Raw genomic sequence first — 15,075 nt, 5'->3', positions numbered from 1 at the left:
GCCGTCACGGGGCGGGGCCATGCCTGGGAGGGTCATGCGCATAGGCCGTCGGCGAGGCGCACAGGAACGCCTCGGTGGTGCCCTGGCCCCCCGGCACCCGGCGCAAGCACTTGCCCGAAGCCATCAGATCCCAACAACTGCGCACAGGCCAGGAGATCCATTACGGAATGGGGCGGGAGTCGGGCGATCCGGCCTGTCTGAACTTCACGAGAACCCCAGCGAAATGGCACGTGTGTGGATATCGTGCACCGAGCGAGGGCGCATCCGTCATCCCCCGGATCGACGGATGCGCCCCGTTTGTGGGGATGCAACTGTGACTGGGGGGTTCATGGGGCATGTCGAAATACCTGAATCGGATATATCCGGGACCGTGGGGTTCGCGGGCGCGTCACGGCCGCGTACCGCCGCGGCCCGGAACCGTCCGGCGAATCCGGAGGAGTTGTGGACGGCCCCGGCCGTGCCGCGCGACCGCGCGGGCCGGCCGGGGGCGAAGCGGAAGCCGGGACGGCACCTGCCGCTCCTGGTCCTGACGGACTTACTGGGGCTGGGATTTCCGGCCCTGCTGGTGCTGCGCGCCGGTGATCGGCCGGGGGCACCGATCGCCGCAGCGGTGGCCGCGGCTGCCTGGGCCGGCGTGCGCGCCGCGCGCGGCCGGTACGCGGTACGGGATGCCGGACGGGTCCGGGGGAATCCGTTCGGCGACTGGCTGGTGCTCGTAGGGGTGCTCGCCGTGCTCCTGGCCGTGACGGGCGGGGCCCTGGACCCGGCGACCGCCGTCGCGGCCCTGGTGCCCGGTCTGGCCGTGGCGGTGCTCGCCGCGGCGGCCCGGCGGCTGTCCGCCCGGCGGGGAGCGGCCCGGCGGGTGCTGGTGGTCGGCGAGGCGGCGGGGCTGGACCGCACGGTCGGCCTGCTCAGCTCCCGTACGGATCACGCGTACGCGGTGGTGGCGGCGGTTCCGGTCGGGCCTGCGGTACCGAACTGCGGGATGCCGGTACCGGGGCGGCTCGCTCCCGAGCGGGCCCACGACGACGTGTCCACGGTGCTCGGCGGGGCCTTCACCCATGACGCGGATCTGGTGCTCGTCGCACCCGGCCCGCGGCTCGACGACGACCGGCTGCGCCGGCTGTCGTGGGGCCTGCACGACAGCGGGCTCGCGCTCTGCGTGCTCTCAGAGCTGTCAGGGATCGCCGCGGCCCGGGTGCGCCCGGCCTCCGCGGCGGGGCTGACGCTGCTGCATGTCGCGCCGCCGCTGCGGCGCGGTGCGCAGGCGGTGCTCAAGACCGTCGTCGACCGGGGCGGCGCGGCGCTCGGACTGCTGGTGCTCGCACCGATGTTCTTCTGCGTCGCGCTGGCGGTACGGCTCACCTCACCCGGGCCCGTCTTCCACCGGCAGACCCGCCACGGGCGCCACAACCGGCCGTTCACCATGTGGAAGTTCCGCACGATGGTGGCCGACGCGGAGTCGCGCAGGGAGCAGCTCTCGGCGGCGAACGAGAGCGAGGGTCCGATGTTCAAGATGCGTCGCGATCCGCGGGTCACCCGGATCGGCCACGCGCTGCGCCGGACGTCCGTCGACGAGCTCCCGCAGCTCCTCAACGTCCTGCGGGGTGACATGTCCCTGGTGGGCCCGCGTCCTCCGCTGCCGGAGGAGGTCTCGCGCTACGACGAGCGGGAGCTGCGGCGGCTGGCCGTCAGACCGGGGCTGACCGGTCTGTGGCAGGTCAGCGGGCGTTCGGACCTGTCCTGGCAGGAGACGGTGTCGCTGGACCTCTGGTACGTCGACAACTGGTCGGTGGCCACGGACATGGGCCTGATCGCCCGTACGGTGCGTGCCGTCACCGACGGCCGCGGGGCGTACTGAGAGCGGCGGGGGAACGCGTGCGGGAAGTCCAGGGGCACCGCGGCCACCGGGCCGGGCGGTCAGCCGCGCGGGGCGAGCTGACCGAGCCACCAGGCGTAGGTGCGGGCGATGCCGTCCCGCAGCGGGATCTGCGGCTCGAAGCCGAGGGAGGAGAGGCGGGACACGTCGAGGAGCTTGCGCGGGGTGCCGTCGGGCTTCGAGGTGTCCCACGTGATGCGCCCCTGATAGGCCGTCACATCCCGTACGGTCTCGGCGAGTTCCCGGATCGTGAGGTCGTCGCCGCAGCCGATGTTGACCGGCTCGTCTCCGTCGTATGCCTCCAGCAGCCGTGCGCACGCGGTGGCGAGGTCGTCCACGTGCAGGAACTCACGGCGGGGGCTGCCGGATCCCCACAGGGTGACCTCGGGTGCCCCGTCCCGCTTCGCCTCGTGGAAGCGGCGGATCAGGGCGGGCAGCACGTGCGAGGACTCCAGGTCGAAGTTGTCCCCGGGGCCGTAGAGATTGGTGGGCATGGCGCTGATGTACGAGGCGCCGTACTGCCGGCGGTAGGACTGGACCTGCACGATCCCGGCGATCTTGGCCAGTGCGTAGGCCTCGTTGGTCGGCTCCAGCGGGCCGGTGAGCAGCGAGTCCTCGCGGATCGGCTGCGGGGCGAGCCTGGGGTAGATGCAGGACGAGCCGAGGAAGAGCAGCCGCTCGGTCCCGGCGGCGTGCGCACCCGCGATCACGCTGAGCTGGATGCGCAGGTTCTCCTCCAGGAACTGCACCGGGTAGGCGCTGTTGGCCATGATCCCGCCCACCTTGGCTGCGGCCACGACCACGGCGTCCGGGCGGACGTCCCGCAGGAACGTCCCGGTCGCCGCCGCGTCGCGCAGATCGAGGTCCTCCCGCCCGCGGGTGATCACCTCGTGCCCGTCGGCGGTGAGACGGCGCAGCAGCGCCGAGCCGACGAGACCTCGGTGGCCCGCGACGAATATGCGGGCGCCGGGTCGCAGGAGGGGGCGGGCGGATTCCTGGGAAGGGCCGGGGAGATCAGTCGTCATGGCCCGGATTGTGTCAGCCGTACCGCGCCTCGGTGACCTTTTGCCGCAATGCGCTCAGATCAAGATATTTCGGTGAACCAACCGCCCATCGGGCGACCACAGAGGGGGGAAGTCATGGCAAGAACCGCGTTCATCACGGGCGTTACCGGTCAGGACGGTTCGTACCTGGCGGAGCTGCTGCTGGAGAAGGGGTACACCGTCCACGGCCTGATACGCCGTTCGTCCAGCTTCAACACGGAGCGGATCGACCACATCTACCAGGGGCCCGAGGAAGCGAATCGCTCCTTCCTGCTCCATCACGCCGACCTTTCCGACGGCGTCGCCCTCGTGAACCTGCTGCGTGACATACGCCCCGACGAGGTCTACAACCTGGGTGCGCAGTCGCACGTCCGGGTCTCCTTCGACGCGCCGCTGTACACCGGCGACGTCACCGGACTCGGCACCGTCCGGCTCCTGGAGGCGGTCCGCGCCAGCGGCATCGAGACCCGGATCTACCAGGCGTCGTCCTCCGAGATGTTCGGCGCCAACCCGCCCCCGCAGAACGAGAGAACGCCCTTCCACCCGCGCAGTCCGTACAGCGTGGCCAAGGTCTACTCGTACTGGGCGACGGTCAACTACCGTGAGGCGTACGGCATGTTCGCCGCCAACGGAATCCTGTTCAACCACGAGTCCCCGCGCCGCGGCGAGACGTTCGTGACCCGCAAGATCACCCGCGGGGTCGCCCGGATCAAGGCGGGACTCCAGGACCGGCTGCACCTGGGCAACCTCGACGCCGTACGGGACTGGGGATACGCCCCCGAGTACGTGGAGGCGATGTGGCGGATGCTCCAGTGCGACACTCCCGACGACTACGTGGTGGCCACCGGCGTGGGGGTCAGCGTCCGGCAGTTCCTCGAGTACGCCTTCGAGCACGCGGGCCTGGACTGGGCCGAGCACGTCCGCTACGACCCGAAGTACGAGCGTCCCAGCGAGGTGGACGCGCTGATCGGTGACGCGTCCAAGGCAGAGGAACTGCTCGGCTGGAAGCCCGACGTGAAGTCCCAGGAGCTGGCCAGGATCATGGTCGACGCGGACATCCGGCTGCTGGCCGACCAGCTGACCGGAGCGGCCGTGCGGGTGGACCGATGAGAGGACCCGGACGTCTCGGACGCCGCGCTCACCCCGCCGGCCGGCCGGGCCATGGACTCCCTCTCCTCACTCGCCCTGACAAGCAGCGGGACGGACGGTTTCCGCATCTGGTCGAGCGAGGCAACCGCGGCCTGCCGGCGCAGTTCGTTGCCCTGCTCCGCAGGAGCCCGTTTCCTCTCCGCCGTGAACGGCGGAGTATCCATGGAGGAATCAGATGAACGGAAGTACAGGACGGGGACCCGGGAAACGCGGCCGTGTGCGGGCCGCCTCCGCCGCGCTCTGTCTGTTCGCCGGAGCCCTGTCGACCGCGGCCGGGGCCTCCCCGGCGGCGGCGCTGACACCTCCGGTGGCGATCACCGCGGACGATCTCACCACCTGGCAGACCAACGGCATCGTCTGGTCGTTGGCCGCCGCGGACAACGGCGTCGTGTACGCCGGCGGCACCTTCTCCACCGTCCGGCCGCCGGACGCGCCGGCCGGCACCTCCGAGCAGCCGGCCGTGAACTTCGCCGCGTTCGACGCGGCGACGGGAGCACCGACGGGGTGCGACCTGTCGTTCACGATGACCTCCGGGACCGCCACGGTCCGGGCGCTGGCGCTGTCGCCCGACGGACAGACGCTGTACGCGGGCGGACAGTTCGGGGCGGTGAACGGGCAGGGCGTCAGCAATGTCGCGGCCATCGACACGGCGACCTGCACCCCGCGCCAGGACTTCAAGATCTCCGTCTCGGCGACGGTGCGGGCCCTGGACGCCACCGCGGACACCGTCTACCTGGGCGGTGACTTCAACAGCGCGGGGGGCCAGACCAGGAACAAGTTCGCCGCGGTCACCGCGTCGGGCGCCGGCCTGCTCCCCTGGACGGCCAACGCCGACGAGGTCGCCCGGGCCGTACAGGTGACACCCGACGGACAGCACGTGGCGCTCGGCGGTGACTTCTTCACCGTGAACGGCACCACCTCGCACGCGCTGGCCGTGGTCGACGCCACCACGGGGGCGCTGACCAAGAGCTACCCGGGCTTCATCCCGAACACCTCCACGGTGCAGGACCTCACGACGGACGCGACCGGCCTCTACACCGCCAACGAGGGCACCGGCGGCGGGGTGTTCGACGGCCGCATCGCCATCGACCTCGACGACTACCAGCAGCGCTGGCGGGACACCTGCCTGGGCGCCACCCAGGCCGTCCTGGTCCACTCGGGCGTGCTGTACAGCGGAAGCCACGCCCATGACTGCGCCAGCATGGGCGGATTCCCGGACCAGCCGCGCAAGCACCTGCTGGCCCAGTCCGTCGACGACCCGACGCTGCTGCCCTGGTTCCCGGACACGAACGACGGCATCGGTGAACCCGTCGGACCCCGGGTGATGGCCCAGACCGGCAAGGGGGGCCACCACTACCTCTGGGTCGGCGGGGAGTTCACCACCGTCAACGGCGCGGCGCAGCAGGGCCTGACCCGCTTCGCCGACGGTCCGGACACCGGGGCGCCGTGGGTGCCCAACGTCAGTCTCTCGACGGTCACCCCGGGACGGATCGACGTGAACTGGCAGACCAGTTTCGACACGGACGACGGGGAGCTGACCTACCGGATCTACAAGGACGGGGCGAGCACACCCGTCCACACCACGACGGGGTACTCGCTCTTCTGGAACCGGCCGCAGCTGAAGTGGACCGACACCGAGGTGGTGGTGGGTGAGACCCACTCCTACCGCATCAGTGTGAGTGACGGCACCAACACCAGTGCCAAGTCCCCCGCCCAGTCGGCGACCGTCGCCGCCACGACGGAGCCCTACCCGGCCCGGGTGCTGTCCGACGGCGCCCAGCTGTACTGGCGCTACGACGAGGGCACGTCCACCTTCGCGTCCGACACGACGGGCGGGATGAACAACGGATTCCTGCGCAACGCGCCCGCCTACCGGCAGACGCCGGCCGCCGTCGCCGGTGACTCGACCGCGATCGGTTTCGACGGCAGCAGCGAGTACGCCTACAGCAACCGGCAGCACCCGCAGCCCATCCGGTTCTCCGTGGAGACCTGGATCAAGACCACCACCACCCGGGGCGGCAAGATCATCGGGTTCGGCAACCTGACCATGCAGAACAGCACGCGCTTCGACAAGCACGTGTACATGGCCAACGACGGCCGGCTGGTCTTCGGGGTCTACAGCGGGGGCCGCCGCACCATCACCACGTCAGGCGCCTTCAACGACGGCAACTGGCACCACGTCGTCGCCACCCAGGGCACCGGCGGCATCGCGCTGTACGTCGACGGGCAGCTGCGGGCGTCCAACTCGCTCTACACCACCAACGAGAACTACCCCGGCTACTGGCGGGTCGGCGGGGACAACCTGAACAACTGGGCCAACCGTCCGACCAGCAACTTCTTCACCGGGCAGATCGACGAGACAGCCGTGTACCCGGCCGCGCTGACCTCTTCCCAGATCAGCGCGCACTACGCCCTGAGGACGGGCTGATGAGGCATCCGTACCTGGCCGGCGCCGTCGTCGCTCTCGCGACGGCGGCGCTGGCCGCCTGCGGCTCGTCCGGCGGCGGGAGCGAGGAGACCGCCGCGGGCGGCAGGCCGTCCACCTCCGCGCCCGCCGTCGCCGGGCCGGCGGCAGAACCCTCCACCTCGTCAGGGCCGGCCGGCCCTGACGCCGGGACGACGAGCGCGGCTCCGAAGGAGCCCGCCTCGGGGATCACCCCGGCCACGGGCTCGTTCACCAAGAAGCAGAGGGAGTACCTGACCGACCGCGTCCCGAAGGGGATGGACCCGGCCGCCGTGCTCCAGACCGGCCAGGAGACCTGCGACCGGCTCCGCTACCTGGTCAAGGCCGACCGGGACATCGCCGTCGGCGCGGTCCTCACCGGCGAGGTGGCCGACGCGAAGCCGGCGGTGGCGCATCTCTGCCCCCAGCACCAGGACCTGGTGGACGAGGCGGCACTGGGTTACGCCGACGGCACGCACACCGGCAGGAAGCTCCGGCCGGGCCGCTACCACGCCCCCTCGCCCACCGGGGACTGCAGCTGGCAGCTGACGGGGGCGAACGGCAAGGCGCTGGTGTCGGGGTCCTCCGGCACCGGGAAGCGGGTGGAGCTCACCGTCCCGGAGTCCGCCCGCACGTTCACCTCCACAGGCTGCTACGCCTGGCTGCCCGAAGGAGACGACAGTTGAGCAAGCTCCCCGCCAGGCTCCCCATCGCCGTGGCGATCCCCACGAAGAACGAGGGCCTGAACATCGCCGAGGCGGTGAAGTCGGTGCTCGGCCACTTCGAGGCGGTCGTCGTCGTGGACTCCCACAGCACGGACGGCACGGCGCAGATCGCCGAGGAGTGCGGGGCCGAGGTGGTCACGTACACCTGGGACGGGGGCCATCCGCGCAAGAAGCAGTGGTGCCTGGAGAACGTCCGCACGGACCTGGACTGGATCCTGCTGCTGGACGGCGACGAGCGGCTGAGTCCGGGGCTCCTGGCCGAGCTGCGGCAGGTCTTCGCCGACCCGGCCGGCGACAGGCCCGCCGCGTACGACATCCCGCTGGGCTACTGGTTCTCGGGCAAGCGGCTGCGGCACGGCTACACCATCCGCAAGCGGTCCCTGACCGACCGCACCCGCTGCCACTACCCGGAGGTCGGCGACCTGGCCGCACCCGGGATCGGGGAGGTCGAGGGGCACTATCAGCCGGTGGCGGCGACGGCCGGCTCGCTGCGGAACCCCATCGAGCACCAGGACCTGGACCCGGTCACCGCCTGGTTCGAGCGGCACAACCGCTACTCGGACTGGGAGGCCTGGCTGGAGCACCACCCCGAGGTCAAGGAGCAGGTGCGGAAGGTGAAGTCCCGTCAGGGGCAGCTCTTCCACAAGGCACCGTTCAAGCCGCTGGTGTCCTTCGTCTACATGTACGTCTACCGGCGGGGCTTCCTGGACGGGCGGGCCGGTCTGGACTTCGCGCTGGCGATGAGCTTCTACCGCTGGCAGATCGCCCTCAAGTCCCGGGAGGCAAGGACCGGCTGAGCCGTCATCTCCTCCGGCGGACCACGTCCTCGTAGGTCTGCCGGAGGGTGCGGGTGACGGCCTCGATGGTGAAGTGCCCGTTGACCAGGTCCCACGCGGCCTTGCCCGCCTGCTCACCGGCCTCCGGTTCCAGGAGTTCCAGGACCGCCTGCGCGACCTTCTCCGCGTTGGCGGCGTCCTCACCGACCCTGCTGTCGATCACCCGGCCCGCACCGGCCTCCGCAACGTCGGGGCCGAGACCGCAGGTGCGGGTGATGACGGCGGGGGTGCCGACGGACATCGCCTCCAGGACCGAGACACCGAGCGGCTCCTCGATCGACGGCAGGACGTAGACATCGGCCTGCCGTCCGGCGGCCAGCACCTCCTCGTGGCCGAGGGGTCCCACATGGTCCAGCGAGTCCAGCACGCCGAGCCGGCGGGCCAGCGCGAGAGTGCCGGGCAGCGCCCCGGTGTCCGGGCCGGCCAGCACGAACCTGGCGTCGGGGTGCTTCGCCAGGACTGTGGGCATCGCGCCGACGAAGTCCTCGGGGCGCTTGCGCTCCTGGATCCGGGCGAGGAAGAGGACGGTCGGCGGCCGGCCCCGCTCCCGGGCGGGCTTGCGCTCCTGCGGCCGCACGCCGTTGACCAGCCGTACGGTGTTGGTGAGCGCGACCGGGGCGGCGACGGCGTTCACGTCGACGCGTTCCGTCTCCGTCAGGTGCAGCACGGCGTCGGCGCGGCGCAGCACCGTGCGGACGCCCAGCAGATCGGTCAGCTGGGCGACCCGCTTCTCCGTCGGGTCGACCATGCCGTGCGTCTGGACGACCAGCGGCGTACGGGTGGCCAGGGCCAGCAGCGCGGCGGGCAGGGTCACCAGGTCGCGCATGAGGTGGACGTGGACGAGGTCGGCGCCGCGCATCATGCGGCGCGCCGTGCGCAGCAGGGCGCCCGAGGTGATGCCGCTGACCTCGAACATCGGGAGCAGGTGGCGGGCCTGGAAGAGGTGGACGGGCACGCCTTCCACCTCGTCGGGCAGTACACCGTCGAAGCCGTCGCCGAGCGCCATGATGCGGGCGTCGTCGCCGTGCGCCCGCTGGACCTTGGACAGGTTGAGCGCGACCCTCGTCGGCCCGCCGAACGCGTGGTCCGGGGTGTGCAGTGTGACGATGTGCAGGACCTTCACCAGGGTTCCCCTCGGCCTCGGCAAACTGTTCACAGACTAGTCATCCGATCACCCCAAGTGGGCTGATTCGTTAGAGTGTTCATCGGCCATGAGGTCGGGCGAACGGGGGGCCATGACGTCCGTGCACGAGGCGCAGGCGGCTGCGCCCGCCCCGGGTCCGGGGCGCCCGCGCACGCCGGTGCCGCCCCCGGCGAAACCCATGTCGTGGACGATGCTGTCCCGGGCGCTGTCGGTGCCGCTCATCCTGGGGCTGGTCTGCTTCCTGCCCGCGGTGATCGCCGCGCAGCCCGGTTCGGGCGTCCGCGACAACGCGTACTGGCTGCAGCTGGTCCTGACCTGCTACGCGGGAGCGCGGCTGGCGACGATGATCCTGTCCACGCGGCGGCGGTTGCTGCAGGGCGTGTTCTGGATGTTCGTGTACATCGCGATGGGGGTGGCGCCGTTCGCGCAGGCCGTCATCGGGCAGACGCCGACGCCGATGGTCGGACCCCGGTCGGACCTGGTGACCGCGGTCTCGCTGATCCTGGTGGGCTGTGCCGCGTTCGACCTCGGGGCGCTGCTGGCGTCCCGGCGTCCGCTGACCCGCCGGCGGGCCGCCCCGGACGGGCGGGGCGGCCCGGCGACCGCGCACCGGGTCAGGCTGCGGCTGCTGGTGCTGCTGGCGTTCGCGGCGAGCGGCTACTACGTGATGAAGCTGGGCGGGCCCGCCATCTTCTTCTCCAGTCGGCAGGAGATCAGCGCGTCGGTCGCGGTCAGCGGCGTCGCGGCCACCGAGTCGAACGTGGGCTCGGCGTTCCTGAAGGGTTTCGGCACCGTGCCCGCGCTGCTGGCGCTGCTCTTCTGGACCCGGCGTCTGGTGACCTCGCGCGGGGCCCGGCGCTCCCCCTCGACCGTTCTGGTCTGGACGGCGCTCCTGGCCCTCAACCTGGTCGTCAACAACCCGGTCTCCAACGCCCGTTACTGGTTCCTGACGGTCCTGGTCTCGCTCCTGTTCACCGCGTTCCCCAGCAGCTCGGCGATGTACCGTTCGGTGCTGGCGACGGGTGTGGTGGGGGCGCTGGTGCTGTTCCCGTACGCGGACCGCTTCCGGTACGACGACGAGGGGTACCGGCCCGTCCAGTCCGCGTCCGCCTTCGAGCCGCTGGCCACCAAGGACTACGACCAGACGGTGATGTTCGCCAACACCATCTCCTGGGTCGACACCCGGGGCCACACCTACGGCCGGCAGTTCGCGGGCACCGGGCTGTTCTTCGTGCCGCGCGCGGTGTGGAGCGGGAAACCGGAGGACACCGGCGTCCGGGTGGGCCAGTGGATGGGGATGAACATGACCAACCTCTCGGCGCCGCTGTGGACCGAGTTCTGGGTGGACTTCGGCCCGGCGGGCATGGTCGGCGGTCTCGCCCTGATCGGTTACGGGGCGGCGCGCACCGACCGGCGGTACGCGCTCGCGGTGCTCCGCGACGGGCCGGGCAGTGTTCTGGCCGTCGCGGCGCCGCTCATCGCCGGATACACCTTCATCCTGTTGCGCGGGCCGCTGCTGCAGTCGGCGGGCAAGCTCGCCATCGCCGCCCTGTGTCTGCTGCTGGTGACCAGCTTCAGGCGGACACCGCGTCAGCGCTGACCGGGTCCGGGCGCGCACCCTTCCGGCGGCGCAGCCGGGCCACCCGGGTCCAGGTGGCTACGGCCTTGCAGACGGAGCCGAGGCACAGGCCCCAGGCCGCCCCCGGCACACCGGCGAGCGCGTAGCCGCCGGCCAGGAAGGTGACGGCGAGGAGCGAGAAGACCACCTGGACGGACAGGGTCGTGCGGGGGTCCAGCATCCGCAGGGCCAGCAGTCCGCAGGTGCCGACGGCCATAGCCGCGTACTGGCTGCCGGTCGCGGGCAGCAGGGCCGCCGCCGTGGGCCAGGTGTCGCCGAGCAGTTGCCGGCCCGCCGCGTCGGGCAGCAGGGCAAGCACGGTGGCCCAGGCCGCGGCGGTCGCGGCCAGCACGGCGGCGAGTGCCGCGGTGGCGCGTACCCGGCGGCGTTCGCAGTCGAGCCGGCGAAGGAGCGGAGGGCCGAAGCCGGTGGCGGAGGTGTAGAGGACGTTGAGCGGCCCGAAGAGCGTGGTCGCCCCCCGCAGCGCGCCGACCACCAGGGGGTTGCCGACGGCGCCGAGCCCCAGCACGGACAGCTGGCTGGTGGCGTTGCCCACGCCGAACTCCACGACGAAGCGCCGGCCGAGGTGCCCGCGCTTGAGCAGGACCCGCATCCGCAGGGGTGTTCCGGCCGCCCGGCGGTGCAGCAGGACGGCGGACAGGAGCAGGGCGGGCAGCGCGGACAGCCCCCAGACGAGGACGAGCCTCGCCGCCCCCGTCCCGTGCGGCTGCACGGCCAGTGCCCCCAGGACGCATGCCAGTCGCAGGGTGTCACCGGCCAGCGCCGCGTGCGGCAGGTGGAGCGTGGAGAAGGCGTACCGCATGGCGTCCTGGCCGAGGACCACCGGCAGTACGAGTCCCAGCATGGCCAGGGCGCGTGAGGTGTCCCCGGGGAGGAACAGGCACACCGCGGCGAGCGGGACACCGACGGCCGCGGCGGCGAGCACCGTGAACAGGACCGCCGACCTGCACGCCCCGGCGGTCTCCTCGTCCCCGCCGCGCCGCAGCACCAGCGGCTGCCCGGTGTACGCGCCGGAGACGCCGAGCAGCACGGTGAAGACGAGGTAGACCGCCGAGAAGCGGGCGAAGTCGGCCACGGTGGAGAGCCGGGCCGCCGCCACCAGGACCAGGATGTTGGTCAGCGCGGCCACACCCTGGTCCGCGACCGAGCAGACGATCGCGGTGCGTGCCCTCACCGGCGCCCGGCGGGGCTGCCGAACGGGAAGCGCAGTCCGAGCGTCGCGGTGGGGTCGCCGGTGGTCTCCGGCCCTTGTGTGCCGTCGGACGGGGAGGCGGTCCCGGAGTTCTCGGTGGAGGCGGGGGCTCCGGGACCCGGGCCGCCGCGCCGCCTGCCGCCGCCGGACTTCCTGCGTGTCCGGCGCTCCTTGAGCGCGAGCCGGCTGCGGCCCGGCTGGAGGAGCGCCCCGAGCACGGAACCGCCGGACGCACCGATGATCTCGCGGATGCGTTCCAGGTCGCTGCGGTGCACCTCGCGCAGGTCGCAGACGATGACGACCCCCTCCACCCGGTCGACGAGGGCCACGGCGTCCGCGTACGACAGGACGGGCGGGGCCAGCACGATGACGACGGTTCCCGGCCGGTCGCCCTCGGCGACGATCCGGCCGACGGGCGCTGAGGTCAGCGCGCGGGGCACGTTGTCGACGGGCCGGCCGGCGATCAGGGTGAAGGCACCGGAGCCGGGTACGTCGACCGTGCAGCGGCTGCCCGAGGGCCAGCTGCCGTCCTCGTCCTCGGTGGTCGCCCAGCGGGGCCGGGCCTCGCGCGCCGCCCGGCCCAGCTCGGCGGCCATGGACGGCGTCCGGAGGTCGGCCTCGACGAGCAGGACCTCGCGGCCCATCTCGGCGAAGGCGGCGGCGAGGTTCGCGGCGGCCGCTGCCGCCGCCGCGTTGTCGCCGCGCGGTGCCGTGACCAGCAGCCGTCGGCTGCTGGCGAAAGCCGGGTCGTAGGCGAGCCGGAAGGCGACCGCCCGGTACTCCTCGGCGAGTCTGCTGTCGCCGCGTCCGATGGCGAGGATCTCCCGTGCGGATCCCCGCTCCCGGGGCAGCGTGCCGAGCAGCGGGGCGCCCAGCGAGCGGACGAGCTCGCGGGTGGAGCGTACGGCCGGGTCGAAGACGAGCCGCACCCAGGACAGCAGCAGTCCGAGAGCGAGTCCCACCACGCCGCCCAGTCCCAGCAGCAGGGGCAGGCCGGCGCCGGTGGGCACGGTGGGTTCGACGGGCTTCTTGTTCAGATAGCCCGGGGTGGTGTCGAGCGCGTTCAGCTCCACGATCTTCCGGTTGAGCTCGGAGATGGCGACGACGAGGTTGGCCCGTGCGCTCTCCGTGTCCTCGGCGCCGGTCCCGCCCGTCTGCTCCTCCAGTTGGTCGCGCTGCTCGACGAGCGGCTTCAGCTGGGCCCGGTAGCCCTCGGCCATGTTGTCGATGCTGCCCTCGGTGCGCTGTCTGCGTATCTGGAGGTAGGCGCTGGCCAGCGCGCCGGCCCGGGTCTTCGCCAGGGCGGGGGTGCCGGCGGTGTAGGAGAAGCGCAGGGTCAGGGTGTTGGGCGGGTTGGTGACCTGGAGGCCGGAGAGGAGCTCGCCCGCGTCGACCGGGTCGCCCTTGGAGGCCAGGGTGCGGGCGGCCAGGGTGCCCACGGTGTCGCTGACGGCGGTCTGCCGCTCGGAGCCGATGTTGATGCCCTTGTCCGCGGACGCGCCGGTGGCGAAGGGGTCGGCGGTCGCCGAGCGGACCTGCACCTCACCGGTGGCGGTGTAGGTGGCCTCTCCGCCCAGGGCGAGGAAACCGCCGCCCAGCAGGCCGACGACGACGCCCCCGGCGAGGAGCGCGCGATAGCGCAGGAGCTGGCGGAACTGGTCCCGCAGCAGCGCCGGTTCGTCCTGGTCGTCCAGGGTGCGGATCGGATGCGTCATCGGCGTGCTCTCCCTTGTGCGTCCCCGAGGACCTCGGTGAGCAGGGCGTCGAAGCGGGCGAGGCCCGCCTCCCGGCTCAGGTGGTGTGCGACGTACCGGGGCCCCTGCGCGCCCAGGGCGTCCGCCGCCTGCGGGTCCTCGGCGAACTTCCGTACGGCGGCGAGGAGTGCCGCCGGGTCCTCGGGGGCGACGAGGACTCCCGCACCGGAGCGGCGCACCTCGTCGGCGGTGCCGCCCTCGTCGGCCACCGAGGCGACGACGGGGCGGCCCGAGACGAAGTAGGAGGTGAGTTTGGACGGCACGCTCATGTCGAGCACGGAGGCCCGCTGGGTCACCGCGAGCACATCGGCGGCGGCGAGCACATCGGTGAACTCGTCCGGCCCGGCGGGCGGCAGGAAGTCGACGTTGGGCAGTTCCCCGGCGCGCTCGCGCAGCCCGGCGCGCTGGTTGCCGTCGCCCATGAGCACGACACGGATGCCGGGGGCCAGCCGGGCCAGCTCCACCAGCACGTCGAGCCCCTGCTTGAGGCCCATGTTCCCGGAGTGCAGGAGCACCGGGGTGCCCTCGCGCCAGCCGAGCCTCTTCCGGGTGGCGGCCCGGTCGCCCGAAGGGCCCTCCACATGGGTCCAGTTGGGGACGAGGCGGATGCGCCCGGGATCCACGCCGAGGGCGGTGACCCCCGGCACGAAGCTCTCGTGGATCACCCCGACGACCGCGGCGCCGCGCAGCGCGTACCGCTCGGCCGCCGCCGCGACCGACGCCGCCCTGTCCCCGCCGCGGATACCGCTCTGCGCGGCGGCGGCCCCCATCAGGTCCTGGACGACGGGTATGTGGGGGACGCGGTGGCGGCGGGCGATACGGGCGGCGATGACGCCGCCCGCGAGGCTCGGCATCTGGGAGACCACGACGTCGGGCCGTCCCGGCGGCGGGGCCAGTGTCCCGTGGGCGAGCACGGACGCCTCGAACGCGGCCCGGCGCAGGGCGCTCTGCCGGGGCGGCACGTAGTGGCGCCGCCGGTGCACGCTCACACCCTCGCGGACCTCGTGCTTCCGCCACACACCCCGGTACCGCTCGTCGACGCGCCAGGCCGGGTAGTGCGGCATACCGGTCAGGACCTGGGTCCTTGCGCCCGATGCCGCCCAGTGTTCGGCGAGTTGGGTGGCGTACGGGCCGATGCCCGTCAGCTCGGGGGCGTAGTTGGTGGAGACAACGAGAACTCTGCGGTTCACGAACGGTTTGTGATGCTCGGCAGCGGACATCGCGCGATCGCCTTCCCCCCGGAACAGCCTCCCCTTGAGCTTATCCGTTCA

At 72.2% G+C, this 15,075-nt stretch carries 11 protein-coding genes; 6 read left to right on the top strand and 5 right to left on the bottom strand.

Annotation, left to right across the window (positions count from 1 at the left end):
- The first annotated feature begins 328 nt into the window (after positions 1 to 328).
- On the top strand, positions 329 to 1,861 hold the full coding sequence (locus OG524_RS28425; RefSeq protein WP_405811893.1) for a sugar transferase: 1,533 nt from the start codon (positions 329 to 331) through the stop codon (positions 1,859 to 1,861).
- A 59-nt stretch (positions 1,862 to 1,920) separates the two neighbouring features.
- Here OG524_RS28425 and OG524_RS28420 read toward each other — a convergent pair whose 3' ends face one another.
- A complete protein-coding gene (locus OG524_RS28420) occupies positions 1,921 to 2,904 on the bottom strand; it encodes a GDP-L-fucose synthase family protein (protein WP_405387859.1) in 984 nt (327 codons plus the stop codon).
- A 114-nt stretch (positions 2,905 to 3,018) separates the two neighbouring features.
- Here OG524_RS28420 and gmd point away from each other — a divergent pair, with 114 nt between their 5' ends.
- The 4 genes from gmd (at position 3,019) to OG524_RS28400 (ending at position 8,036) form a co-directional block, all read left to right on the top strand.
- Positions 3,019 to 4,032 carry a GDP-mannose 4,6-dehydratase gene (gmd, locus tag OG524_RS28415; protein ID WP_405387860.1) on the top strand — a complete coding sequence of 338 codons (1,014 nt, stop codon included), beginning with the start codon at positions 3,019 to 3,021 and terminating at the stop codon, positions 4,030 to 4,032.
- Positions 4,033 to 4,246: 214 nt separating this feature from the next.
- Positions 4,247 to 6,499, top strand: a complete 2,253-nt coding sequence (locus OG524_RS28410; RefSeq protein WP_405811892.1) for a LamG domain-containing protein — start codon at positions 4,247 to 4,249, stop codon at positions 6,497 to 6,499.
- The gene (locus tag OG524_RS28405; RefSeq protein ID WP_405811891.1) at positions 6,499 to 7,200 is read left to right on the top strand and encodes a hypothetical protein; all 702 of its coding nucleotides are present in this window, start codon (positions 6,499 to 6,501) and stop codon (positions 7,198 to 7,200) included. The genes OG524_RS28410 and OG524_RS28405 overlap by 1 nt, the downstream gene beginning before the upstream one ends.
- Positions 7,197 to 8,036, top strand: a complete 840-nt coding sequence (locus OG524_RS28400; protein ID WP_405387863.1) for a glycosyltransferase family 2 protein — start codon at positions 7,197 to 7,199, stop codon at positions 8,034 to 8,036. Before OG524_RS28405 ends, OG524_RS28400 begins: the two co-directional genes overlap by 4 nt.
- A 4-nt stretch (positions 8,037 to 8,040) precedes the next feature.
- On the opposite strand, the gene OG524_RS28395 is transcribed toward OG524_RS28400, so the two are convergent.
- Positions 8,041 to 9,198 (bottom strand): glycosyltransferase, encoded by a 1,158-nt coding sequence (locus tag OG524_RS28395; protein ID WP_405387864.1) that lies wholly within the window; start codon positions 9,196 to 9,198, stop codon positions 8,041 to 8,043.
- Between the two features lie 112 nt (positions 9,199 to 9,310).
- On the opposite strand from OG524_RS28395, the gene OG524_RS28390 reads away from it, so the two are divergent.
- Positions 9,311 to 10,819 carry a hypothetical protein gene (locus OG524_RS28390; RefSeq protein WP_405811890.1) on the top strand — a complete coding sequence of 503 codons (1,509 nt, stop codon included), beginning with the start codon at positions 9,311 to 9,313 and terminating at the stop codon, positions 10,817 to 10,819.
- Here OG524_RS28390 and OG524_RS28385 read toward each other — a convergent pair.
- The 3 genes from OG524_RS28385 to OG524_RS28375 are packed head-to-tail and all read right to left on the bottom strand — an operon-like array spanning position 10,794 to position 15,024.
- Entirely contained in the window at positions 10,794 to 12,032 is a 1,239-nt protein-coding gene (locus OG524_RS28385; RefSeq protein WP_405811889.1) for a hypothetical protein, read from the bottom strand. The two genes, OG524_RS28390 and OG524_RS28385, sit on opposite strands and share 26 nt — an antisense overlap.
- Positions 12,029 to 13,765 carry a lipopolysaccharide biosynthesis protein gene (locus OG524_RS28380; RefSeq protein WP_405811888.1) on the bottom strand — a complete coding sequence of 579 codons (1,737 nt, stop codon included), beginning with the start codon at positions 13,763 to 13,765 and terminating at the stop codon, positions 12,029 to 12,031. Before OG524_RS28380 ends, OG524_RS28385 begins: the two co-directional genes overlap by 4 nt.
- Complete coding sequence (locus OG524_RS28375; RefSeq protein ID WP_405387869.1) at positions 13,762 to 15,024, bottom strand: glycosyltransferase; 1,263 nt, start codon at positions 15,022 to 15,024, stop codon at positions 13,762 to 13,764. Before OG524_RS28375 ends, OG524_RS28380 begins: the two co-directional genes overlap by 4 nt.
- Between the last annotated feature and the right edge of the window lie 51 nt (positions 15,025 to 15,075).

It is taken from the genome of Streptomyces sp. NBC_01520 (assembly GCF_045040375.1).
Classification (GTDB): Bacteria; Actinomycetota; Actinomycetes; order Streptomycetales; family Streptomycetaceae; genus Streptomyces.
Note: the sequence above shows the minus strand (reverse complement) of the source record. Positions and strands in the feature narration are given on the sequence as shown.